We start from the raw sequence: 21,248 nt of genomic DNA on the forward strand, positions 1-21,248 counted from the left end.
TTAACAGCCCGCTAACCGGCCCGACACTCATCGAGATATCGGTCCGGTAGGGGAATTCGTCGGTGGTGGAATCGGTGGTGCGGGTCAGGACTTGCTGCGCGCGTCCACGTCGGTCTCGTCGGCGGAGTCGCGCGGTTCGGCGGCGGTGTCCGCCTCGTCCGTCTCATCACGATCGTCGTCATCGAGATCGTCGGCGCGGTCGTGATCAGCGCCTGCGCCGTCGGGATCTTCGTCGTCCGCTCGGGACTCGTCGGGCTCGTCGGGTTGCTGCGCGGCGACGATGGCGGCCAGGTCCTCGCGCGGGCCGCGGCGACCGGCGAGCACGAAGTAGACCACCGCGCCCGCGAACACCAGGATCGAGGTCCACACGTTGATCCGCAGACCGAGCACCATGGTGGCCGGGTCCGTGCGCATGAGTTCGATCGCGCCGCGACCGATCGTGTAGCCGGCGACGTACACGGCGAACGCGCGGCCGTGACCGAGTTTGAACCGGCGGTCGACCAGCACCACGACCACGGCGATGACCAGGTTCCAGATCAGCTCGTACAGGAACGTGGGGTGGACCGGGCTGCCGTCGATCGGGATGTGGTCCGCGGCGACCCCGTTGAGCGGGTCGTCCAGGCCGGTGGCCGGGTTGATCCGGCGGTAGATCTCCAGGCCCCACGGCAGGTTGGTGGGCCCGCCGTAGAGCTCCTGGTTGAAGTAGTTGCCGATCCGGCCGATGGCCTGCGCGGTGACGATGCCGGGCGCGATGGCGTCGGCGAACACGGGCAGCGGCACGCCCTTGCGGCGGCAGCCGATCCAGGCGCCGAGCCCGCCGAGCGCGATGGCGCCCCAGATGCCCAGGCCGCCGTCCCAGATCTTCAGCGCGTTGAGCGGGTTCTTGCCCGCGCCGAAGTACCGGTAGTAGTCGGTGGCGACGTGGTAGAGGCGACCGCCGACGAGGCCGAACGGCACCGCGTACACGGCGACGTCGAGGACCGTGCCGGGCAGGCCGCCGCGCGCGACGAACCGCTTCTCGCCCCAGTAGATCGCCACGATGATGCCGACGATGATGCACAGCGCGTAGGCCCGCAGCGGGAGGGTGAAGATCCCCAGGTCCAGCTCCCACACGCCGCGGTCGGGGCTGGGGATGCTCGCCAGGACTAGGTTCGAGGCGCTCGTCACGGGGTTACCGTAACGGGGTGGGGTGGTCTGCCGGTGAAGTGGTACCGGCAGGAGCCCGACTGGGAAACTTCGGTCACCGAGTTCACCCGATCGGGGCCGGGGTGGACCGCACGCCCTCGGCCAACTCGCCCGCCAGCGCCCGCACGCCTGCCACACCGGCGTCGGTGCCGCGGGTGACGAACGCCGACCCGACGATCACCGCGTCGGCGAACGACGCGACCTCGGCGGCCTGCGCGCCCGAGCGAACGCCCAGGCCGACGCCGATCGGCAGCGACGTGTGCGCCCGGGTCCGCTCCACCAGCCCGGCGGCGGCCCCACCGACGGCGTCACGCGCGCCGGTGACGCCCATGACGGCCGTCGCGTACACGAAGCCCGAGGACGCGGCGGTGGTCAGCGCGATGCGCTCCTCGGACGACGACGGGGCGACCAGGAAGATCCGGTCCAGGTCGTGCGCCCGCGACGCGGCGATCCAGTCGGCGCCCTCGTCCGGGATCAGGTCCGGGGTGATGAGCCCCAGGCCACCGGCGGCGGCCAGGTCGCGGGAGAACGCGTCCACGCCGTAGCGGTGCACGGGGTTCCAGTACGTCATCACGACCGCCTGGCCACCAGCGGCGGACACGGCCTCGACCACGGTGAACAGGTCCCGCAGCCGGAACCCGTTCTTGAGCGCGGTCTCGGCGGCGGCCTGGATGACCGGGCCGTCCATCACCGGGTCGGAGTACGGTACGCCGACCTCGACCAGGTCGCAGCCCGCGTCGACCATGCCCTTGAGCAGGTCGACCGAGCCGTCGACGGTGGGGAACCCGGCGGGCAGGTAGCCGATGAGCGCGCCCCGGCCCTCGCCGCGGGTCCGCTCGAACAGCGGGTCCAACCTGCCCATCTAGCTCTCCTCGTAAAAACCGAAGTACTTCGCCGCCGTGTCCATGTCCTTGTCACCGCGCCCGGACAGGTTGACCAGGATGTGGCCTTCGGGCCCCAGTTCCTTGCCGAGCTTGATGGCACCGGCCAGGGCGTGCGACGACTCGATGGCCGGGATGATGCCCTCGGTGCGCGAGAGCAACTGGAAGGCGGCCATCGCCTCGTCGTCGGTCGCGGACCGGTACTCGGCGCGGGCGGTGTCCTTGAGCCAGGCGTGCTCAGGGCCGACCCCCGGGTAGTCCAGGCCCGCGGAGATCGAGTACGCCTCGATGGTCTGGCCGTCCTCGTCCTGCAGCAGGTACGACCGGGCGCCGTGCAGCATGCCGGGGGTGCCCTCGGACAGCGTCGCGCCGTGCTCACCGGTGTCGATGCCCTTGCCGCCCGGCTCGATGCCGACCAGCCGGACGTCGGCGTCGTCGATGAAGCCGTGGAAGATGCCGATGGCGTTCGACCCGCCGCCGACGCACGCGGTGACGACGTCGGGCAACCGGCCGGTCTGCGCCAGGAACTGGGCGCGCGCCTCGAAGCCGATGACCTTGTGGAAGTTGCGCACCATCACCGGGAACGGGTGGCCGCCCGCGGCCGTGCCGAGCAGGTAGTGCGTGGTGTCCACATTGGTCACCCAGTCGCGCAGCGCCTCGTTGATGGCGTCCTTGAGGGTGCGCGAGCCGGACTTGACCGGGATGACCTCGGCGCCGAGCAGCTTCATCCGAGCCACGTTGAGCGCCTGCCGCTGGGTGTCGACCTCGCCCATGTAGACGACGCACTCCAGGCCCATCAGCGCGCACGCGGTGGCCGTCGCCACGCCGTGCTGGCCTGCGCCGGTCTCCGCGATGACCCGCTTCTTGCCCATCCGCTTGGTGAGCAGCGCCTGGCCCAGCACGTTGTTGATCTTGTGAGAGCCGGTGTGGTTGAGGTCCTCGCGCTTGAGGAACACCCGCGCCCCGCCCGCGTGCTCGGCGAACCGGGGCGCCTCGGTCAGCAGCGACGGCCGACCGGCGTAGTCGCGCAGCAGCCGGGTGAACTCGGCGGTGAACTCCGGGTCCAACCGGGCCTTGTCGTACTCGGCGGACAGCTCGTCCAGCGCCCCGATCAGCGCCTCCGGCATGAACCGGCCACCGTAGGGGCCGAAGTGGCCCTTTGTGTCCGGGTCGTGCCTGCCCTGGGCGTGCGGGTCCTGCCGCGGGTCGACCGCCTGCTGCTCGCTCACCGGCCCGGCCTCGGGCAGGCCGGGTGCGAGCCCGCGGTGACCAACTGCACCAACGCCGCCTTCGGGTCGTCCGTGGCGACCAGGCCCTCGCCGACCAGCACGGCGTCCGCGCCCGCGCCCGCGTAGGTCATCAGATCGCTCGGGCCGCGCACACCGGACTCGGCGATCTTGATCGTCTCCAGCGGCAGCCCGGGGGCCAGCCGACCGAACACGTCCCGGTCGACCTCCAGGGTGTGCAGGTTGCGGGCGTTGACCCCGATGACCCGCGCCCCGGCCTCCAGCGCCCGGTCGGCCTCCTCGGCCGTGTGCACCTCGACCAGCGCCGTCATGCCCAGCGACTCGACCCGGTCCAGCAGCGACACCAGGGCGTTCTGCTCCAGCGCGGCCACGATGAGCAGCACCAGGTCGGCGCCGTGCGCGCGGGCCTCGTGCACCTGGTACGGGCTGACGACGAAGTCCTTGCGCAGCAACGGGATGTCGACCTGGGCGCGGACCGCGTCCAGGTCGGCCAGCGAACCGCCGAACCGGCGCTGCTCGGTGAGCACGCTGATCACCCGCGCGCCCGCCGCCTCGTAGTCCTTGGCCAACGCGGCCGGGTCGGCGATCGGCGCCAGGTCGCCCTTGGACGGGCTGCGCCGCTTGACCTCGGCGATGACGCCGACGTCCGAACCGCGCAGCGCGCCGAGCGCGTCCCGCGGTGCCGCCGCCTTGGCGGCCAGTTCCTTGATGGTGTCGAAGGGAACGGCCGCCTCACGCGCGGCGAGGTCTTCCCGGACACCGTCGATGATCGAGTCCAGAATGCTCACCGCGCACCTCGAACCCGAGTCTGGCTGGTGTAGTCCCTCACAACCACTGCCCCTTCCCGCCGAATTGATGCTAACTCCGGCCCTTCCCCCTCCTGGGAACCGGGTCCTCGCTTCAACGCGTGGGGTCCTCCCCCTCCGACAACGCCTGCCACAGGTCTTGTTCGTCACGAGCCGTTTCCCGGGCTGCCCCCGGGCTGCGGTAACGACCACCCAGGCGTGGGGTTTGGTGGCCGCGCAGCAGCAACAGCACCCCGGCGGCGATGGTCAGCGACCCGCCGACCACGGCCACCGCCCGGCCTGCGAACTCGGTGCCGTCCGTGTGCTGGAACAGCGCGTTCCACACCGGGACCGCGCCCGCCGCGGCCACCACCAGGCCCAGCCAACGCCGCCATTGTCCGCCCACCGCCAGCACCCCGGCCACGGCGGCCAACGCGAGCACGGCCAACGGCACCAGGGCGGGCGCGGCGGTGGAACCGGGGACGGCAACGGCGACCGTGACGTCGGTGCCCGGCCGGACGTGCGTCGACTGGCCCCAGGCCAGCCGCGACGAGCCCCAGAGGGCGGCCGCGGCGAGCAGCAACAGGCCGATCACGATCCACAGTGGACTACGTGGTCGGTTCCCCCGCTCCGGGCTCGGCGGTTCAGCCACGGGCACTCGCGGCCGGTCGCATGGTCTCCGCCGTGGCGATGGCGGCGAGGACGGCGCGCGCCTTGTTGACGCACTCGGTGTCCTCGGAGCTGGGCACGGAGTCGGCGACGACCCCGGCCCCCGCCTGCACGTACGCCACCCCGTCGCGGACCAGGGCGGTGCGGATGGCGATCGCGGTGTCGCCGTCGCCCGCGAAGTCCAGGTAGCCGACGACGCCGCCGTAGAGGCCGCGCCGGGTCGGCTCCAACTCCTCGATGAGCTCCATCGCGCGCGGCTTGGGGGCGCCGGAGAGGGTGCCCGCCGGGAAGCAGGCGGCGACGGCGTCGAACGCGGTCTTGCCCTCGGCGAGCTCACCGGTGACCGTCGAGACGATGTGCATGACGTGGCTGTAGCGCTCGACCCGGAAGAAGTCGACCACCTGCACGGTGCCCGGCTTGCACACGCGGCCCAGGTCGTTGCGGCCGAGGTCGACCAGCATGACGTGCTCGGCGCGCTCCTTCTCGTCGGCCAGCAGGTCCTTCTCCAGGATCTGGTCCTCCTCCGGGTCTACCCCGCGCCACCGGGTGCCCGCGATCGGGTGGGTCGTCGCCCGCCCGTCGCGCACCGTGACCAGAGCCTCGGGGCTGGAGCCGACGATGCTGAACCCGTCGAGCCGGAGCAGGTACATGTACGGGCTCGGGTTGGTGGTGCGCAGCACCCGGTAGATGTCCAGCGGGTCGGCCTCGGTGCGCATCTCGAACCGCTGGGACAGCACGACCTGGAACGCCTCACCCGCCCGGATGGCCTCCTTGGCGGTCAGCACGGCCCGCTGGAACTCGTCGGGCTCGCGGCGCCGGGTGTACTCCGGGGTCGGCCGGTCGAAGGTCGCCGAGGTGGGGGCGGCCGTGGTCTGCAGGCCGTGCACCATCGCGTCCAGCCTGGCCACCGCGTCGTCGTAGGCCGCGTCCACCCGCTCCGGCGAGTCGTCCCAGTTCACCGCGTTGGCGATCAGGGTGATCGTGCCCTCGTGGTGGTCGAGGGCGGCCAGGTCGGTGGCCAGCAGCATGACCAGTTCCGGCAGTTCCAGGTCGTCCTCGGCGAGCTCGGGCAGCCGCTCCAGGCGGCGCACCGCGTCGTAGCCGATGTAGCCGACCATGCCGCCGGTCAGCGGGGGCAGGCCCGGCAGCGGGTCGGTGTGCAGCAGCCGGACGGTCTCGCGCAGCGCCTCCAGCGGGTCGCCGCCCTGCGGGAGGCCGATGGGGGGCGTGCCGGTCCAGTGCGCCTCGCCGCCGGTCGCGGTCAACGCGGCCGGGCTGGACACCCCCACGAACGACCAGCGCGACCAGGACCGGCCGTTCTCCGCCGACTCCAGCAGGAACGTCCCCGGCCGGTCGCCCGCCAGCTTGCGGTACACGCCCACCGGGGTCTCGGCGTCCGCGAGCACCCGGCGCACCACCGGGATCACCCGCCGGTCGGCCGCCAGGGCGTGGAACTGCTCCCGGCTCGGGCTGACCTCGCCGAGGCCGGTCGCCCCGACCGGGGGACGGGCCGGGACACCGATCGCGCTCACCATGGCGCCATTCTGCCGGGTGCGGGTCGGCCGGTTGTCCGTGACCCAATTCAACACATGTTGAACACCGGTCGGCTGTGGTCCATGATGCCCATCGTGACCAGCGCCCCCCGCGGCCGCCGCCCCGGCGGCGCCGACACCAGAGCCGCCCTGCTCACCGCCGCCCGCGAGGTCTTCGTCGAACAGGGCTACGACGGCGCCACCGTCCGCGCCATCGCCCGGCGGGCGGGCGTCGACGCCGCCATGGTCAACCACTGGTTCGGTGGCAAGGAGTCCCTCTTCGCCGAGGCGGTCCTGAAACTGCCGTTCAACCCCCGCGAACACCTCGCCCAAGCCCTCCGCGACGGCGACCCGGCGCTGATGGGCGAACGCGTCACCCGCACCTTCCTCACCACCTGGGACGCCCACGGCGGCGGCATCTTCGCCGCCCTGATCAGAAGCGTCGCCGCCCACGACCAGGTCTCCCACGCCCTCCGCGACTTCTTCCACCACAACGTCTTCGCCGAACTCGCCACCGTCGCCAAGGACAACGCCCCCCTCCGCGCCAACCTCGTCGCCACCCAACTCATCGGCCTCGGCATAGTCCGCTACGTCACCCGCTTCGACCCCACCGCCACGGTCGAGGTGGAAACCCTGGCCAAGGCCGTCGGGCCGACAATCCAGCGATACCTCACCGAACCGTTGGACTGACGTCGATCGACTTATCGGGGTCGGCGGCGGCGCACAGCCACGGCGGCGACCGCACCCGCCCCGACGAGACTGGCGGCCGGGAAGACGGTGGCGAGCACAGCCAAGCCGCCGATCCCGACGACGAGTAGGAGAAGAGCAAGAAGAGACCAACGCAGCAGCCGTAGCGCGCGCCGAGTGCGATCGTCGTCGTCAACAATGTGCCCGAGCAGGCCGTGAGGGCGTCGGGTCACCATGCCCTGCTCCGTTCGGATGTTCCGGGGCCAGGGGCCCGCAGATTCCGACGAAGCCCGGGGGCGTGCAGGACAACCCGCAGGGCATGTGCGAACTGCACGCACCGTGAACAGCCCGAGGCCGCCAAATCGTAGAGCTCACCACGGAACAACTCGTCGTAGTCCGCCCGGTGGGCAGCGGGCAGTATCCGCACCGCGCGATCGGTCAGCCAGCGGGACACGGTTGCCGACCGCGCCGGCGACGAGTGAATCTGCTCCATGTGCTCGGATTGCTCCAGCACAGTGGACAAATGCATCGCCGCCTCATGGACACGCTCCACAAAACGGCCGCGGACGAGACCGATGGCAGAGACACGGTCGAGATCGCGGACGATGTCAAGCAAGCAAACGGACCCGCGATCGAACCCGCCAGAAGAGTCGCGCGCGAGGACGACGACACGGTCGTAGTCACGGGCAAGGTCGCAAGCGACGTCTCGAGCAAGGGCACGGTCGCAGCCGAAGGCGCGACCCCGAATGTAGGCGGCGTTATGGAAGAGAGCTTGGACTCGGGCGAGGGCACGGACGCCTAATCAGAGGCGCAAGCAGAGGAGGAGGTCGCGAGCACGCAACCAGCCAAGGTCGCGGTCGCAGAATGGGGCATGCAAGCGGACGAGCGCGCCGACGGTACCGAGGTCGAGCGCGAGGTGGAACGCAAGATCGCGAGCGGCGGCGCGTTCGTTGCTCACTGGGCTCCCCCCGCAAGATCGGGCCGCAGGCGCAGCAGGGCCTGATGAGAGGCTTCGACACGGTGCAGGGCGGCGCGGACGGCGGCGGCGCTGTCGGGGTTGACGCTGTAGTAGCGGCGTCGGGGCCTGCCCTGCTCACCCGGGTCGATCTCTTCCCAACGAGACCGCAACCAGCCCACCTTTTCCAGACGAGCCAGGATGGGATGGATGGTGCCGGTGGGCAACCCGGCCGCCGCGCAGATCTGCAGCCCGTACATCTCCCGGTCTGGTTCCTCCAACAGCGCACGCAGCACCAACTGCGTGGGAATCGTCATCCGCGGTCCAGCCATGACCCTTACTCTACCTAGGGCTAGGTAGAGTACGACTACGCCGATCGAGTGCCGTTCCGGGGTCAGTCGAGGTCGAGGTAGTGCGCCAATACCGGTGCCAGTAGCTCGACGACCTCGTCTTCCGGGGCGGAGGCGAGGGGTTCGACGCGGATGATGTAGCGGACCATGGCGAGGCCGACGAGTTGGGCGGCCATCGCGGCGGCGCGGAGGCGGGGGACGTTGAGGGCGTCGGTGACCCTGGCGAGCATGGCGCGTTCCAGGAACTGGCGGAGCAGGTCGGCGGCGGACTCGCTGGTGGTGACCGAGCGGATCAGGGCGTGCATGGCTTTGGACGATTCCGGCGCGGTCCACAGGGTCAGGAAGAGGCGGACGAGGCGGGCCGGGATTTCCGCGCGGGGGCCGTCCAGGATGGTGGTGACGATCAGGTCCGGGTTGATCGGCAGGTTCAGGGCGGCGGCGAAGACCTGGTCCTTGGTGCCGAAGAAGTGGTGGATGAGGGCGGGGTTGACCCCGGCTTCGGCGGCGATGCCGCGCAGGGTGGCGCCCCGGTAGCCGTGGGTGGCGAACTGGGCGCGGGCGGCGGCGAGGATGTGGTCGCGGGTTTCGGTGGGGCCGGGTCGTCGGCCGCTCCTGGTCATTGTTCCCCCTTGTGCTCGCGGGTCCAGTATCGCCGCCCCGTAGGCTCGGGGGCATGGCAGTAGCGGTCCGCGTGATCCCGTGTCTCGACGTTGACGCCGGTCGGGTGGTGAAGGGGGTCAACTTCACCGACCTCGTCGACGCGGGGGACCCGGTGGAGTTGGCGGCCGCCTACGACGCCGAGGGCGCGGACGAGTTGACGTTCCTGGATGTGACCGCGTCCTCTTCGGACCGGGCGACGACGTTGGACGTGGTGCGGCGGACCGCGGAGCAGGTGTTCATCCCGCTCACCGTGGGCGGCGGGGTTCGCACCGTCGAGGACATCGACACGTTGCTGCGGGCGGGCGCGGACAAGGTCGGCGTCAACACGGCGGCGATCGCGCGGCCGGAGTTCCTGGGTGAGGCGTCGCGGCGGTACGGGGCGCAGTGCGTCGTGTTGTCGGTCGACGCGCGCCGGGTGCCGGAGGGCAGCGCGCCCACGCCGTCCGGGTTCGAGGTGACCACGCACGGCGGCAGGCGCGGCACCGGCATCGACGCGGTCGAGTGGGCCGAGCGGGGGCAGGAACTGGGGGTCGGCGAGATCCTGCTGAACTCGATGGACGCCGACGGCACCAAGGCCGGGTTCGACCTGGAGCTGATCCGGCTGGTCCGGGCCAGGGTGGACGTCCCGCTGATCGCCAGCGGCGGCGCGGGCGACCTGGCGCACTTCCCGCCCGCGGTCGCCGAGGGCGCGGACGCGGTGCTGGCGGCCAGCGTGTTCCACTTCGGACAGTTGCGGATCGGCGAGGTGAAGGACACCCTGCGCGCCGCCGGGGTCGAGGTCCGGTGAGCCGCCCGCTGGAGATCCGGGTCGCCGCGCTGATCCTGACCGCCGTCGCGGTGTTGTTCTTCGTGACCGGGCTGACGCGCGGGGACGCCCGGTCGCTGGTGTTCCCCGCGGTGCTCGGCGTGATCACCTTGCTGGCGGCGGTGAGCGCCTACGTCGGCCGGTACGTCGGCGTGGCGCTGATCGTGTCCGCGCTCGCGGCCATCGCGCACGCCGCGATCGCGTTGAGCGACCTCACGGTGTGGCTGCGGATCGCGTCCGGCGTGTTCGCGGCGGGGTACGTGTACGCCGGGGTGCTGCTGCTGACCCGCCCGGCCCGCAAGTTCTCGGGAAAGGAACCCGGTGACGAGTCTTGACCCGGCGATCGCCGACCAACTCAAGCGCAACGCCGACGGCCTGGTCTGCGCGGTGGTCCAGGAGCGGGGCAGCAACGACGTCCTGATGGTCGCCTGGATGAACGACGAGGCCCTGCACCTGACCCTGACCACCCGCCAGGCCACGTACTTCTCCCGCAGCCGCAACGAGTTGTGGGTCAAGGGCGCCACCTCCGGCAACACCCAACACGTCCACTCCGTCACCCTCGACTGCGACGGCGACACCCTCCTCCTCACCGTCACCCAATCCGGCGGCGCCTGCCACACCGGCAACCACACCTGCTTCGACGCCAACCGCTTGCTCTGACTCCACCCCGATTCCGAGTCACACCCCTCCGCCAGGACTCCAGTTCTCTGGGCGAGCCATCACCACCCCTGGCGACCCCCCTCACATGATCGTGCGGCCAAGCACCCCCACGATCAACCACCGACCGCACCCGCTCCCACCCACGCGATCGACTCCAACCGACCTCCACCCGAGCGATCAACCCCAACGGACCTCCACCCTCCACCAGGCGATCGACGTCGACGGACCCACCCAGTCCCCCACCCAATGCGGTCCAGCCCCCACCCAGTCCCGGGGGGCGTCCCTGGTCCAGTCTACCGGCCCTGACCTGCGCCGAAAGGGCCGCACCAAAGCTGGGGATCACCCCAGCCGATGTGGATAACTTTTGACCTTGATCTGTCCTGGGCTTGGGTTCCTGCTCGGGCCAGGATGGTTGGCCTGAAGGGGCTTGGAGGTCTGGTCATGCGGGAGTGGGCGGTGCTCGGGCGCTCTCCGGACGCCCGGTTGCCGACGTCGGCTCGGGTTACCGTTGCCGTCCTCGGTCTGGTTCCCCTGCTGGGTCTCGGTTTGTGGGCGGTGCTGCCGCTCGGGTCCGCGCCGTCCGCAGGCCGGCCGGTGCCGGTCGAGGTGACGTCAACCACCGAAACCACCGGATCCACTGACACCGCCGGATCCACCGAAACCACCGCGCCGTCTTCCACCGAGAGCCAAGCCGACTTCGTCACCGAGTTGGACAGCCTGCTGCACCGCACCCACGACGCCCGCGATCAGGTCAAGGCGGCCGTGCAGGACGCGGCGGCCTGCGGTTCCGACCTCGGGGGCGACGCCGACCGGGTCCGAGCAGCAGCGGCCGAGCGTGACCGACTGGCGGATGCGGCGTCCACAGTGGACGCCAACCAGGTCACCGGCGGGGACGAGATGCGCGGCAACCTCGTCTCCCTGCTCCGAACCTCGGCCAACGCGGACCGCGAGTACGCCGCCTGGATCGACGACCTGCGGGTGCAGTGCACACAACTGGCCACCAACCAGCACTTGTCGGCGGCGACCCAGTTGAGCGCGAGCGCGACCAAGGCGAAGCAGGTGTTCGTCGCCGACTGGAACGGGATCGCCGCCGCGCGGGGGCTGACCACCTGGCAGGAGGGTGATCTGTGATCGAAACGGACCTCGTGGTGACCCGGTTGTTGTGCGCGGGTGCGCACCTGGACAGCGCGTACTGCGGTGAGGTGTTGACCGAGTTGCTCGACCAGCGGCACCGGCGGGTCGCCCCGGCGTTCGGGTACGACACGGTCGCGGTGCTCGCGCACGCGTTGGAGTCGCGGCGCCGTCGTCGGCTACGGGCCCTGGCGTTGGTCGCGTGCGTCGCACCGCTGTTCCTCGCGTTCACCGACACCGACCGCTCGACGATCTGGGTGTGTGTGGCGTTGTGGTTGGCGTGGCTCGCCGTGTTCGTCGAACGCCTCGTTCGCACGCACACGTTGATGACCAGTCTGCCGCGCGGTGGCCCGATCTACCTCCGTCCGCACAAGGCGTTGCAGGCCCGCGCTGAGGACATCTCCCGGCAGCAGCACCTGGATTCGGTGTATTACAGCGGTCCCGTGCCGTTCGTCGGGGCGGGGACGCTGTCGCGGAGTTGGTCGTTCGCCATCGTGCTGCGCGGCGCGGACGGCGAGCCCGAGCGGTTCACGGCGGACGAGCTGGTCGACGACGTGTGCGCGGAGATGACCGCCATCCTCAAGGACCTGGTGGACGAGGACCGCCGCGTCGGCACCGTGCACATCGCCCGCCGCCGCTACGCCACCCGCCTCCTCCCCCACGACACCGAGGAGACGGACGCCGAGCTCGCCCGCGACGGCTACGGCAGCGCCCGCTCGTACGCGACCGTCCAGGTCGGTACTTGGGACAACGAACTGGTCACGTCGATCTTCGTCGGTTTCGACGTCCGCGCCGACACGCTGTACACGGAGCTGCACAGCTACGTCCTGCACCCGGTCCGCGCCGGCTTCCACGAGGTCGACCGGTTGCCGGAGCGACTCGGGGTGTGGGCGGTGTTGCTGATCGCCGTGCGGGCACCGCTTTCCGCGGTCGCGGACATCGCTCGGGGGCTGGTCGGGTTCGCGCACACCGTGCTGCCGGAGCGGCCCAAGACCGGAGTCTTCGCGACCTCGCTCGCCGCCGTCGGGTCGCTGTTCGTCCTGTGGTCCAGCCTCGCGGATGTCCGGTGGGCGATCGGGGTCGCCGTGGGTTTGTGGCTGCTGCCCGCCGCCGTCGCCGCGGGTCGCCGGTTGACCGCCCGCCGCACCGCGGAACGCGCCGCCCGCCGCAAACGCGACCGCGCCAACTCCGTGGGTGCCCGGGGGTTGAAGGTCATCGACTTCGGTGCCCGCGCGGGTGTCCGAGCGCTCGGCGCGGACACCCGCCCGCACAACTTCTTCCAGCAGGTCGACCAGGAGAAGTACACGAAGATCATCGAGCGCCGGGTCACCGACGTGATCCACGACTTCCTGCGCGGCAAGCGGGTCGACCTGTCGGAGTTCGACAACCGCAGGCAGACCGTCCTGAACTACGGCGTGCTGAACATGGGCAGCGGCCAGGTGCTCAACACGGGCGCCATGGCCGTCGGCACCACCGCCACGGCGACGAGGAAGGGATCATGACCAATCACGGGATCCAGGCGGACGGCAACGCCTGCATCGTCAACAACGGCGCGATGGCGGTGGGTTCGGCGACGGCGAACTACGCGGCCGACGTGACCGGTTCGGTCATCCAGGCGGGCACCCTGGCCGTCGAACCCATCCAGGAGCCACAGTCACCCGACGACACAACGGTTACGTGCCCGCCCGCCAGCGAGTGAAGGTGTCGATCAAGCCGATCACCTGATCGACGACGACCTTGGCGCTGACCCGGACCTCTTCCAACTCCAGGTCCCGATCGACCAACGCCGCCGCGCGCCCTTCGCCACCGCGCCAACGGCTGTGCGCGCGCCGCTCCAACGACACGGCGCGGCGCAGTTGGGAGAGTGGACGCTGGCTGGCGCGGACGAGGTCGCGGCGGATGGGTGCCAGCGCCACGAGGAAGTGGTGGGCGGGGGTGCCGACGCCGAGCCGGGTCATCTCCTGGGCTTCCCGGGTGGGGTCGGCGAAGTCTTCGTCCATGGTGAAGGCGGTGGCGACGCGGGTGAGGGCGTCGGCGGCGGTGCCGCCCGCGTCGAGGGCGGCGATCGCGGTTTCCCACGCGTCGACGCCCGAACGTAAACGGGTCAGGAAGGCGGCGGGCGCGGGGTCGCCGCGCAGGGGGCCGCGCACCTGGTCCAGCGCCTCGGTCAGCGCGGCCAGGGACAACTCGGCGGGCATGAAGACCTCCGGTCGGTGAGGGTGATCACGCTAGGACCTCGGCGAGCGCTGGTGAAGGTCTTGACGGGCTAATCTCAGCGGGCGCAGAATTAACCACATGACTAATTCAGCGGTCACCGCGACAGCCCTCCGGGTGGCCCGGGGCGGGCGGGAGGTGCTGCGGGACGTGGGTTTCGCGATCCCGCGCGGCTCGGTCACCGGCCTGCTCGGCCCGAGCGGCTGCGGGAAGACGACGCTGCTGCGCGCCGTCGTCGGCGTGCAGGCGATCACCGGGGGCGCGGTCGAGGTGCTTGGCAGACCCGCCGGGCACACCGCGCTGCGCCACAAGATCGGTTACGCCACGCAGAACCCGGCCGTCTACGCGGACCTGACCGTCGCCGAGTGCCTGCGCTACTTCGCCGCCGTGCTCGGCGCCGGTGACGTCGACCAGGTCCTGCGCGACGTCGACCTGCTCGACCACGCCGACCACCTCGTCGGCACCCTCTCCGGCGGTCAACGCGGCCGCGCCAGCCTCGCCGTCGCCCTGCTCGGTTCCCCCGAACTGCTGGTGCTCGACGAGCCCACCGTCGGTCTCGACCCGGTGCTGCGCGAGGACCTGTGGACGTTGTTCCACCGACTGGCCGCGACCGGGACCACCTTGATCGTCTCCAGTCACGTCATGGACGAGGCCGCCCGCTGCGACCGCCTGCTGTTCCTGCGCGACGGTCGCGTGCTGGCCGACGACACCCCCGCCGGTCTGCGCGCCGAAACCGGTGAGCAAGACCTCGAACAGGCTTTCCTACATCTGGTTCGGAGCGCGGCATGAACCCGACCACCACCCTCGCGACCGCGCGGCGGGTGCTCACCCAGTTGCGGCACGACCCGCGCACCGTCGCCATGCTGCTCGTCGTGCCGACGCTGTTGATGACCTTGCTGCGGTTCGTCTTCAACGACGAGCGCGTGTTCACCCGCACCGCGCCCGCGCTGCTCGGCGTCTTCCCGTTCATGATCATGTTCCTGGTCGCGTCGGTGACCACGTTGCGCGAACGCACGACCGCCACCCTGGAACGGTTGATGACCATGCCGATGGGCAGGCTCGACCTGATCCTGGGCTACGCCATCGCGTTCGGGGCGCTGGCCGTGGCGCAGGTCGGCATCGCGACGGCGGTGTGCGCGTGGTGGCTGGGCATGGCGGTGACCGGTTCGGTGTGGACACTGCTGGTGATCGCCGTGCTGGACGCGCTGCTCGGCATGGCGCTGGGCCTGTTCGTCAGCGCGTTCGCGAGCAGCGAGTTCCAGGCGATCCAGTTCATGCCGCTGTTCGTGCTCCCCCAGTTCCTGCTGTGCGGCCTGTTGCAGCCACGCGACCAGATGGGCTGGCCACTGCGGTGGCTCTCGGACGTGATGCCGTTGTCCTACGCGGTGGACGCGCTGTCCCGGGTCACCGCGGGCACCGGGTTCACCGGCGCCATCCGCACCGATCTCCTTGTCGTCGCCGGGTGCGTGTTGCTCGCCCTGGCTCTCGGCGCTGGCACGCTGCGCAGGCAGACCGCCTGAACGGGAACGTCCTGGTCGCTCGATCCCCCGGGTGATCGCCTACCATCTCGTCCCGACACTCGTGGATGGTTCGGGGGCCGGGGATGAGGGGTTTACGCAAGGTCACGATCGCACTGGTCGCGCTGCCAGTGTTGTTGGCGGGCTGCACCCGGGTGATCTCGCCGCCCGTCGAGTCGGCCAGGGCGATCCCCCGCTACACACCGCCGAAACCAGACCTCGTCAAGATTCTCGGGGATCTGACCACACTGGACATGTGCTCGCTGATCGATCCGGCCGACTTCGGCAACGGCAAGCCCATCACCTTGGGCTCGTGGGACGTCTGCTCCATCACGGTCACCGCGGGTGCGGGCGCCGCCACCATCAGCGTCGGCGACATCGACCTGGTGGACACCCTCGGGCCGCGGACCGCGCCCACCGAACTCCTGGGCTTCCAGTACTCCCAGTACACCAACGGTCTGACCCCGTGTGGCCGGGTCCTGCCGTTCACCAACGACAACTCCACCACCCTCGGCCTGACCCTCCGCGTCGACCGGGCCACCACCACCGAGGGTTCGAGCGGCTCCGCGTGCGGCCAACTCGCTCAGGGCTTCGAGAAGACGCTGCGCAGGCTCAGGGACAAACCCCAGTTGGTCAAGCACCACACCTTCACCCCCGCCGGACTGGCCACAATCGACCCGTGCGGCACCGTCCCCCGGGCCAGCGTCGCCGCCTTCCCCACCAAGAAGAACTGGCCCGGCAGGCACAACTGCGAGTGGACCGACGCGTCGAAGAACACCACCCTGCGCGTCACCTTCGGACGCTCCACTCCGGACTTCGACAAGACGATGACGAACACCGTGATCGCGGGCAGGCCGACGTCCCAAATGCAGGTCCCCAGCGGCCCGGGTTCGATGTGCCTGCTGTTCACCAACGGCCCGAAGGACCAGGAGTCCGGCGGTTCGGAGAACGCCATGATCGCGCTGACCGTGCGCGACGTCGCGGACGCCGCCGTCACGTGCACCCAGGCGACCCAGTTGGCGAACCAGATCTGGCCGGTTCTGCCACCCCCGCGCTAGCGGGAGCGGCAGAACCGAGGCAGGGCAACGAGATCAGGCGACCGGCCCGGAGACCGACTTGACCTTCTGCGAGCCGTCGGCGGTGGCCAACGACTTGGCGTAGCGGACGGTGGACGTCGGGTTGGTCCGGTCGGCCAGGTAGTACCAGTCGGTCTGCACGCGCTGCGGGTTCACGTCGACCACCGAGTACCCGTGCGAGTCCAACTCGACGTACCGCACGTGCAGGTTGCCCACCTGGATCGCGGCCTCGGCGGCGACCGACACGGTGCGCGGGTCGACCTTGAGGATGTCGTCGATGTTGTCGCTGGTCACCGAGGTCGTCACGAACTCGACGGCGGCGGAGTTGCCGTTGTACCAGTAGCTCGACCGGTCGATCGGCACGTCCGCGCCCCACGACGAGTGGATGTCGCCGGTCAGGAAGACGGTGTTCTTGACCTTGTTGTCCTTCAGGTGCCCCAACAGTTCCTGCCGGTCCGCGGTGTACCCGTCCCACGCGTCGGCGTTGGCGGCGACACTCCCGATCGGCAGGCCGAGCAGGGAACCCAACGCCTCCAGGAACTTCGACTCCACACTGCCCAGCGAGATCGGCGTGATCATCACCGAGTTGCCGACCAGCTTCCAGCGGGCGTCCGTGCCGGACAGGCCGCTCTTGAGCCACTCCATCTGCGGGTCACCGGTGATGGTCCGGCTCGGGTCGCCCGCGTTCCCGCTGGACGCGGTCACCTGCTTGGACCGGTAGCTGCGCAGGTCCAAAAGGGACAGTTCGGCGAGCTTGCCCCACCGGAACCGCCGGTAGATCTCGCCGTTCGCGCCCTGCCGCACCGGCATCCACTCGAAGTACGCCTGCCGCGCGTTGGCCTTGCGCACGTTCCAGTCGCCCTCGTTGGGCTGGTGGTTCTCCGCGCCGCCGGACCAGGTGTCGTTGGCGTACTCGTGGTCGTCCCAGGTGATGAACCAGGGCTGTCCGGCGTGCAGGGCCTGCAGGTCCGGGTCGGTCTTGTACTGGGCGTGCCGCCGCCGGTAGTCCGACAGCGAGAGGATCTCGGTGGTCGGGTCGTGCGGGCGGACCGTCACGCCACGGGCCCCGTAACCGCCGACCTGGTACTCGTAGATGTAGTCGCCGACGTGCAGCACGCCGTCCAGGTCGGTGCGGGCCGCGAGGTGCCGGTACGCGGAGAAGTACCCGGCCTGCCAGTTGGAGCAGGACACCAGGCCCAGCCGCAGCTTGGTCACGTCGGCGTTCACCGCGGGCGCGGTGCGGGTGCGGCCCGTGCCGGAACGAACTCCGTCGAGGGTGAACCGGTAGTAGTAGGTGGTCGCGGGGTTCAGGCCGCCGACGGCGACCTTGACGGTGTGGTCGCGGTCGGGTCCGGTGGTGGTGGCGCCGGACTGGACGACCGAGGCGAACCCGGTGTCGGTGGCGACCTCCCAGCGGACCTGGACGGTCGGGCCCGCGCCGGAACCCGGCGTCGACTCGGGGGTCGGGGTGACGCGGGTCCAGAGCAGGATCCCGTCCGGCAGCGGGTCACCGGAGGCGACCCCGTGCGCGAACTGGGGTGCGGCGGCAGCGGCGGTGGCGGTGGTGATGGCGGCGGGGACCAGCAGCGCGCCACCGGCGACCGCGGCGGACTTCAGGAGGACGCGGCGGTTGGGCGTGGTGGGAGTCACGCCTGCCAGTGATACACCGGGAAGGTAAGTGTCACAGCTACTGCCCGGGTGAACATCCAGGGAAATGCGCCTTGACACCCGTCCACCCGCATCCTTAACCTAATGGTTCTGAAACGCACAGGTTATGGAGGTGGCCGGGGTGACCGACCAGCTCAGCGCCGTGTTCGCCGCCCTCGCCGACCCGACCCGCCGGGCGATCCTGGCCCGGTTGCGCGACGGTGAGGCGACCGTGGCCGAGTTGGCCGAGCCGTTCGCGATGTCCCAGCCCGCCGTGTCCAAGCACCTGAAGGTGCTGGAGCAGGCCGGGTTGATCTCGCGGACCCGGCGGGCCACGGCTCGGTTGAGCCACCTGGAGGCGGGCCCGCTGCGCGCGGCCCGCGACTGGCTGGCCGACTACCGCGCGTACTGGCGGGAGAGCCACGACCGCCTCGACGACCTGCTGACCCAGTTGAAGGAGAACGAACGATGAGCGAGACCGTCATCACCGCCAAGGCCGACAGCCCGTACGTCGAGATCACCCGCGAGTTCGACGCGCCCGCCGAGCTGGTGTTCCGCGCCTACACCGAACCCGACCTGGTCGCCCAGTGGCTCGGCCCGCGCAGGCTGACCATGAAGGTCGACCGTTGGGACGCCACACACTCCGGCGGCTACCGCTACCTGCACGTCGACCCCAACGGCAATCAGTACGGCTTCCGCGGTGTCTTCCACGGCACCCCGTCGGTCGCCGACGGCATCACCCAGACCTTCGAGTTCGAGGGCATGCCAGGGGACATCGCCCTCGAACGGGTGCGGTTCACCGAGGTCGACGGCCGCACCACGGTGCACGCCGTGAGCGTCGGCTTCTCCATCGAGGCCCGCGACCAGCACATCGCCAACGGGATGGAACAGGGCGCCCGCGAGTCCTACGACCGGTTGGCCGAACTGCTGGCCACGCTGTAATAGCCTGGACCCCATGGACCCCGCCCTCGGCGACGGCAAGTACCTGCTGGTGACCACCTACCGGCGCGACGGCACCGCCGTGCCGACCCCGGTGTGGGTGGCCCGCGACGGCGCCGACCTGGTCGCCTGGACGGTGCGCGACTCGGGCAAGGTCAAGCGGATCCGCGCGGGGTGCCGGGTCGAGGTCGGCCCGTGCGACGTGCGCGGCCGCCCGCTCGGCGAGTCGTCGACGGTCAAGGCCCGGCTGCTCGACGCCGCCGACACCGACCGCGTCCGCAAGCTCATCCAACGCAAGTACGGCGTCGTCGGCTGGTTCGTGGTGCGCGGCAGCCTGCTGCGCCGCGGTCGCGACGGCACCATCGGAATCGCGTTCACGTCCGAATAGCGACCACAGTGGACTCCGTTTACCGTGGCACCTGTCTTTCCACTGTGGACAGGAGCCGCCATGAAGGTCCTCGCCGCCGCCGTCGCCACCGTGCTCCTCACCGCCGCACCCGCCCGCGCCGATGACGGGTTCACGGTCGCGGTGTCATCCGATCAAGCGGACTTCGCCTACCCGTCCGGCGCCCTGCGGGTAGTGGTCGACTACTCCTGCGCCGAGAACGACCCCATCACCATCGGCGTCGAAGCCGACAGCGCAGGCGTCCACGGCGAAGGCGCCGTCTTCGACCTGCCCTGCCCGGCCACCGACCAGCGAACTCCCATCACCCTCACCCCCTTCGGCGGCGAGTCCTTCCAACCCGGCAACCCGATCAGCCTCGGCACCAGGATGTACCAGCAAACCGGCGGCCGACCGGTCAAGGTCGCGGACAACTCCCAGAACCTCTTCCCAACCTGCCGCTGACCCCTTCCGCCAACCCGTGGCGCCGGCACACCCGCAGTCAAGATCAAAGCGACCTGAGCAGCCCCCGATTCCAGCCTAGTGGCCGACACCGACCGAACGGACCACTCGTCCGGCAGGCTGTGAACACCTCGGCACGGTGTGGATGACACGCCCTGGCCCGTGCACCACGACGAGAGGTGTGGACTGTTCGCCCACATCCCCCGCGCCAACCCGCAGAAAATGCGGACCATTCGCCCTCATCCCTCACGCCGATCGACAGCAGATGTGGACAGTCCACCCACATCTCCCACGCCGATCGACAACAGATGCGGACCGCTCACCCACACCCCTCAAGCCGATCGACAAACGTGGACCGTTAGCCCACATCCTCCACGCCGATCGACAACAGATGCGGACCGTTCGCCCACATCCCTCACGCCCATCCACAAACGTGGACCGTTAGCCCACATCCTCCACGCCGATCGACAACAGATGCGGACTGTCCACCCAGATCTCCCGTGCCCATCGACGGCAGGTGTAGACCGTTTGTCCACATCCTCCGTACCCGTCCACCGGCATTTCCGCGGCGCGGTTTCCGTTGGCGCCCAGCACTAGGCTGGAATCGGGGGCTGCTCACCGCCGTTGATCATGGCCGACCGTCGGTGCTCGGGGTCCGCTGTGGACAGTCAGCCGCTAGTCGAGGGTGACGCCGAGGCAATCGGGGAGGTGGACGCGGCCTGCGGGGGTCAGGTGGATCACGCGGGGGGTGGAGCCGTGCCGGATCCAGTCGAGGGTGTGCAGGCGGGTGGTGATGGCGGCGCCGAGGGCGCCCGCGAGGTGGTGGCGGCGTTCGGTCCAGTCGACGCAGTAGCGGACGAGGGGGCGGCGGGTGGTGGGGATCTGCACGCCGAGGGCGGTCAGCGCGGTGGCGCCGGACGGGGTCAGTTCGTAGTGGATGTCGGTGCCGGGGGCGGATTCGCGGTCCAGGACGGCGCGGTCGGGGTGGTGCAGGCCGTCGCCGCCGGTGAGGTGGCCGCGGTCGAGGAGGGCGCGCATCAGGCGGACGCCGAGGTCGCCCGCGAGGTGGTCGTAACAGGTGCGGGACCGGCGGAGGGCGGCGACGCGGGTGCTCTGCCGCAGGGAGCGGACCGGCAGCGGCGCGGCCAGGGCAGCGAGGGCTTCGAGGGCGGCGGCGACCTCGGGCCGGGCGAGGCGGTAGCGGCGGGTGCGGCCGGCGCGGACGACCGTCACCAGCCGCGCGTCGACGAGTTTCGCGAGGTGGGCGCTGGCGGTGGACGCCCCGATCCCGGCCTCGGCGGCGAGGGCCGACCCGGTGCTGGGTCGGCCGTCGCAGAGGGTTTTGAGGATGAGGGCGCGGGAGTTGTCGGCGATCAGGGCCGCCACGCTCGCGATGTCCGGGTCCACCGGCACCACGGTAGGCCGAGGACACTTCGCCGGGCAACGAAGTTTCCGGGTCGCAGA

General features: G+C 70.5%; 28 protein-coding genes. 15 read left to right on the plus strand and 13 right to left on the minus strand.

The genetic code is table 11. The features are described 5' to 3' along the window. Positions 1–84: 84 nt before the first annotated feature. The 6 genes from lgt to H504_RS0116370 form a co-directional block, all read right to left on the minus strand. On the minus strand, positions 85–1,167 hold the full coding sequence (lgt, locus tag H504_RS0116345) for a prolipoprotein diacylglyceryl transferase (protein WP_026423634.1): 1,083 nt from the start codon (positions 1,165–1,167) through the stop codon (positions 85–87). Between the two features lie 82 nt (positions 1,168–1,249). Next, positions 1,250–2,047 carry a tryptophan synthase subunit alpha gene (gene trpA, locus H504_RS0116350; RefSeq protein ID WP_026423635.1) on the minus strand — a complete coding sequence of 266 codons (798 nt, stop codon included), beginning with the start codon at positions 2,045–2,047 and terminating at the stop codon, positions 1,250–1,252. Beyond that, positions 2,048–3,313, minus strand: coding sequence for a tryptophan synthase subunit beta (gene trpB, locus H504_RS0116355; RefSeq protein ID WP_026423636.1), 1,266 nt, complete (start codon positions 3,311–3,313; stop codon positions 2,048–2,050). It lies immediately after the preceding gene. Beyond that, on the minus strand, positions 3,292–4,101 hold the full coding sequence (gene trpC / locus H504_RS0116360; RefSeq protein ID WP_026423637.1) for an indole-3-glycerol phosphate synthase TrpC: 810 nt from the start codon (positions 4,099–4,101) through the stop codon (positions 3,292–3,294). Before trpC ends, trpB begins: the two co-directional genes overlap by 22 nt. A gap of 112 nt (positions 4,102–4,213) precedes the next feature. Next, positions 4,214–4,693, minus strand: coding sequence for a Trp biosynthesis-associated membrane protein (locus tag H504_RS0116365; protein ID WP_051385946.1), 480 nt, complete (start codon positions 4,691–4,693; stop codon positions 4,214–4,216). A 49-nt stretch (positions 4,694–4,742) separates the two neighbouring features. Beyond that, the gene (locus tag H504_RS0116370; protein ID WP_026423639.1) at positions 4,743–6,302 is read right to left on the minus strand and encodes an anthranilate synthase component I; all 1,560 of its coding nucleotides are present in this window, start codon (positions 6,300–6,302) and stop codon (positions 4,743–4,745) included. A gap of 84 nt (positions 6,303–6,386) precedes the next feature. Here H504_RS0116370 and H504_RS0116375 point away from each other — a divergent pair, with 84 nt between their 5' ends. Then, positions 6,387–6,989 (plus strand): TetR/AcrR family transcriptional regulator, encoded by a 603-nt coding sequence (locus tag H504_RS0116375; RefSeq protein WP_425394062.1) that lies wholly within the window; start codon positions 6,387–6,389, stop codon positions 6,987–6,989. 11 nt (positions 6,990–7,000) lie between these two features. Here H504_RS0116375 and H504_RS35480 read toward each other — a convergent pair whose 3' ends face one another. Beyond that, the gene (locus tag H504_RS35480) at positions 7,001–7,219 is read right to left on the minus strand and encodes a hypothetical protein (RefSeq protein WP_157440460.1); all 219 of its coding nucleotides are present in this window, start codon (positions 7,217–7,219) and stop codon (positions 7,001–7,003) included. A gap of 290 nt (positions 7,220–7,509) precedes the next feature. Between H504_RS35480 and H504_RS0116380 the strand changes: the two genes are divergently transcribed. Continuing rightward, complete coding sequence (locus H504_RS0116380; RefSeq protein WP_026423641.1) at positions 7,510–7,788, plus strand: hypothetical protein; 279 nt, start codon at positions 7,510–7,512, stop codon at positions 7,786–7,788. On the opposite strand, the gene H504_RS41350 is transcribed toward H504_RS0116380, so the two are convergent. The 3 genes from H504_RS41350 to H504_RS0116395 form a co-directional block, all read right to left on the minus strand. Beyond that, entirely contained in the window at positions 7,789–7,944 is a 156-nt protein-coding gene (locus tag H504_RS41350; RefSeq protein WP_157440461.1) for a hypothetical protein, read from the minus strand. It lies immediately after the preceding gene. Continuing rightward, entirely contained in the window at positions 7,941–8,273 is a 333-nt protein-coding gene (locus H504_RS0116390) for a PadR family transcriptional regulator (protein WP_245614297.1), read from the minus strand. Before H504_RS0116390 ends, H504_RS41350 begins: the two co-directional genes overlap by 4 nt. Positions 8,274–8,335: 62 nt before the next feature. Next, positions 8,336–8,911 carry a TetR/AcrR family transcriptional regulator gene (locus H504_RS0116395; RefSeq protein WP_026423643.1) on the minus strand — a complete coding sequence of 192 codons (576 nt, stop codon included), beginning with the start codon at positions 8,909–8,911 and terminating at the stop codon, positions 8,336–8,338. Between the two features lie 53 nt (positions 8,912–8,964). Between H504_RS0116395 and hisF the strand changes: the two genes are divergently transcribed. The 6 genes from hisF (at position 8,965) to H504_RS0116425 (ending at position 13,246) form a co-directional block, all read left to right on the plus strand. Beyond that, positions 8,965–9,738 (plus strand): imidazole glycerol phosphate synthase subunit HisF, encoded by a 774-nt coding sequence (gene hisF, locus H504_RS0116400; RefSeq protein ID WP_035304573.1) that lies wholly within the window; start codon positions 8,965–8,967, stop codon positions 9,736–9,738. Further along, positions 9,735–10,091 carry a hypothetical protein gene (locus H504_RS0116405; RefSeq protein WP_026423645.1) on the plus strand — a complete coding sequence of 119 codons (357 nt, stop codon included), beginning with the start codon at positions 9,735–9,737 and terminating at the stop codon, positions 10,089–10,091. Before hisF ends, H504_RS0116405 begins: the two co-directional genes overlap by 4 nt. After that, on the plus strand, positions 10,078–10,416 hold the full coding sequence (gene hisI, locus H504_RS0116410; protein ID WP_026423646.1) for a phosphoribosyl-AMP cyclohydrolase: 339 nt from the start codon (positions 10,078–10,080) through the stop codon (positions 10,414–10,416). The genes H504_RS0116405 and hisI overlap by 14 nt, the downstream gene beginning before the upstream one ends. Positions 10,417–10,857: 441 nt before the next feature. Further along, positions 10,858–11,547, plus strand: coding sequence for a hypothetical protein (locus tag H504_RS0116415; RefSeq protein ID WP_026423647.1), 690 nt, complete (start codon positions 10,858–10,860; stop codon positions 11,545–11,547). Then, the gene (locus tag H504_RS0116420) at positions 11,544–13,049 is read left to right on the plus strand and encodes a hypothetical protein (protein WP_026423648.1); all 1,506 of its coding nucleotides are present in this window, start codon (positions 11,544–11,546) and stop codon (positions 13,047–13,049) included. Before H504_RS0116415 ends, H504_RS0116420 begins: the two co-directional genes overlap by 4 nt. Beyond that, positions 13,046–13,246 (plus strand): hypothetical protein, encoded by a 201-nt coding sequence (locus tag H504_RS0116425; RefSeq protein WP_026423649.1) that lies wholly within the window; start codon positions 13,046–13,048, stop codon positions 13,244–13,246. Before H504_RS0116420 ends, H504_RS0116425 begins: the two co-directional genes overlap by 4 nt. Here the strand turns inward: H504_RS0116425 and H504_RS0116430 are convergent. Continuing rightward, positions 13,221–13,745, minus strand: a complete 525-nt coding sequence (locus tag H504_RS0116430; protein ID WP_026423650.1) for a hypothetical protein — start codon at positions 13,743–13,745, stop codon at positions 13,221–13,223. The two genes, H504_RS0116425 and H504_RS0116430, sit on opposite strands and share 26 nt — an antisense overlap. 97 nt (positions 13,746–13,842) lie before the next feature. Between H504_RS0116430 and H504_RS0116435 the strand changes: the two genes are divergently transcribed. The 3 genes from H504_RS0116435 (at position 13,843) to H504_RS0116445 (ending at position 16,336) form a co-directional block, all read left to right on the plus strand. Continuing rightward, positions 13,843–14,550, plus strand: coding sequence for an ABC transporter ATP-binding protein (locus H504_RS0116435; protein ID WP_026423651.1), 708 nt, complete (start codon positions 13,843–13,845; stop codon positions 14,548–14,550). Then, positions 14,547–15,281: an ABC transporter permease gene (locus tag H504_RS0116440; protein WP_026423652.1), complete on the plus strand. Its 735-nt coding sequence runs from the start codon at positions 14,547–14,549 to the stop codon at positions 15,279–15,281. Before H504_RS0116435 ends, H504_RS0116440 begins: the two co-directional genes overlap by 4 nt. An 83-nt stretch (positions 15,282–15,364) precedes the next feature. Continuing rightward, on the plus strand, positions 15,365–16,336 hold the full coding sequence (locus H504_RS0116445) for a hypothetical protein (protein ID WP_026423653.1): 972 nt from the start codon (positions 15,365–15,367) through the stop codon (positions 16,334–16,336). Positions 16,337–16,369: 33 nt separating this feature from the next. Here the strand turns inward: H504_RS0116445 and H504_RS0116450 are convergent, their stop codons facing one another. Beyond that, on the minus strand, positions 16,370–18,004 hold the full coding sequence (locus tag H504_RS0116450) for an alkaline phosphatase D family protein (RefSeq protein WP_084467793.1): 1,635 nt from the start codon (positions 18,002–18,004) through the stop codon (positions 16,370–16,372). 139 nt (positions 18,005–18,143) lie between these two features. On the opposite strand from H504_RS0116450, the gene H504_RS0116455 reads away from it, so the two are divergent. Genes H504_RS0116455 through H504_RS0116470 form a run of 4 tightly spaced genes read left to right on the plus strand, consistent with a single transcriptional unit; the run spans position 18,144 to position 19,787 of the window. Further along, entirely contained in the window at positions 18,144–18,473 is a 330-nt protein-coding gene (locus H504_RS0116455; protein WP_026423655.1) for an ArsR/SmtB family transcription factor, read from the plus strand. Beyond that, positions 18,470–18,943, plus strand: a complete 474-nt coding sequence (locus H504_RS0116460; protein ID WP_026423656.1) for an SRPBCC family protein — start codon at positions 18,470–18,472, stop codon at positions 18,941–18,943. Before H504_RS0116455 ends, H504_RS0116460 begins: the two co-directional genes overlap by 4 nt. Positions 18,944–18,956: 13 nt before the next feature. After that, positions 18,957–19,328 carry a PPOX class F420-dependent oxidoreductase gene (locus tag H504_RS0116465; RefSeq protein ID WP_026423657.1) on the plus strand — a complete coding sequence of 124 codons (372 nt, stop codon included), beginning with the start codon at positions 18,957–18,959 and terminating at the stop codon, positions 19,326–19,328. A gap of 60 nt (positions 19,329–19,388) precedes the next feature. Continuing rightward, entirely contained in the window at positions 19,389–19,787 is a 399-nt protein-coding gene (locus H504_RS0116470; protein ID WP_026423658.1) for a hypothetical protein, read from the plus strand. A gap of 672 nt (positions 19,788–20,459) precedes the next feature. Here H504_RS0116470 and H504_RS0116475 read toward each other — a convergent pair. Continuing rightward, positions 20,460–21,191, minus strand: coding sequence for an ArsR/SmtB family transcription factor (locus H504_RS0116475; RefSeq protein ID WP_211239340.1), 732 nt, complete (start codon positions 21,189–21,191; stop codon positions 20,460–20,462). Positions 21,192–21,248 lie beyond the last annotated feature (57 nt).

It is taken from the genome of Actinokineospora inagensis DSM 44258, from assembly GCF_000482865.1.
Taxonomy (GTDB): Bacteria; Actinomycetota; Actinomycetes; order Mycobacteriales; family Pseudonocardiaceae; genus Actinokineospora; species Actinokineospora inagensis.

What these genes read in the sequence shown, in the direction of transcription:
- trpA (WP_026423635.1), bottom strand. Translation starts at nt 2,047, where the DNA reads ATGGGCAGGTTGGACCCGCTGTTCGAGCGGACCCGCGGCGAGGGCCGG.
- H504_RS0116370 (WP_026423639.1), bottom strand. Translation starts at nt 6,302, where the DNA reads ATGGTGAGCGCGATCGGTGTCCCGGCCCGTCCCCCGGTCGGGGCGACC.
- H504_RS0116375 (WP_425394062.1), top strand. Translation starts at nt 6,387, where the DNA reads ATGCCCATCGTGACCAGCGCCCCCCGCGGCCGCCGCCCCGGCGGCGCC.
- H504_RS0116380 (WP_026423641.1), top strand. Translation starts at nt 7,510, where the DNA reads ATGCATCGCCGCCTCATGGACACGCTCCACAAAACGGCCGCGGACGAG.
- H504_RS0116390 (WP_245614297.1), bottom strand. Translation starts at nt 8,273, where the DNA reads ATGGCTGGACCGCGGATGACGATTCCCACGCAGTTGGTGCTGCGTGCG.
- H504_RS0116395 (WP_026423643.1), bottom strand. Translation starts at nt 8,911, where the DNA reads ATGACCAGGAGCGGCCGACGACCCGGCCCCACCGAAACCCGCGACCAC.
- hisF (WP_035304573.1), top strand. Translation starts at nt 8,965, where the DNA reads ATGGCAGTAGCGGTCCGCGTGATCCCGTGTCTCGACGTTGACGCCGGT.
- H504_RS0116415 (WP_026423647.1), top strand. Translation starts at nt 10,858, where the DNA reads ATGCGGGAGTGGGCGGTGCTCGGGCGCTCTCCGGACGCCCGGTTGCCG.
- H504_RS0116425 (WP_026423649.1), top strand. Translation starts at nt 13,046, where the DNA reads ATGACCAATCACGGGATCCAGGCGGACGGCAACGCCTGCATCGTCAAC.
- H504_RS0116430 (WP_026423650.1), bottom strand. Translation starts at nt 13,745, where the DNA reads ATGCCCGCCGAGTTGTCCCTGGCCGCGCTGACCGAGGCGCTGGACCAG.
- H504_RS0116435 (WP_026423651.1), top strand. Translation starts at nt 13,843, where the DNA reads ATGACTAATTCAGCGGTCACCGCGACAGCCCTCCGGGTGGCCCGGGGC.
- H504_RS0116440 (WP_026423652.1), top strand. Translation starts at nt 14,547, where the DNA reads ATGAACCCGACCACCACCCTCGCGACCGCGCGGCGGGTGCTCACCCAG.
- H504_RS0116445 (WP_026423653.1), top strand. Translation starts at nt 15,365, where the DNA reads ATGAGGGGTTTACGCAAGGTCACGATCGCACTGGTCGCGCTGCCAGTG.
- H504_RS0116460 (WP_026423656.1), top strand. Translation starts at nt 18,470, where the DNA reads ATGAGCGAGACCGTCATCACCGCCAAGGCCGACAGCCCGTACGTCGAG.
- H504_RS0116465 (WP_026423657.1), top strand. Translation starts at nt 18,957, where the DNA reads ATGGACCCCGCCCTCGGCGACGGCAAGTACCTGCTGGTGACCACCTAC.
- H504_RS0116470 (WP_026423658.1), top strand. Translation starts at nt 19,389, where the DNA reads ATGAAGGTCCTCGCCGCCGCCGTCGCCACCGTGCTCCTCACCGCCGCA.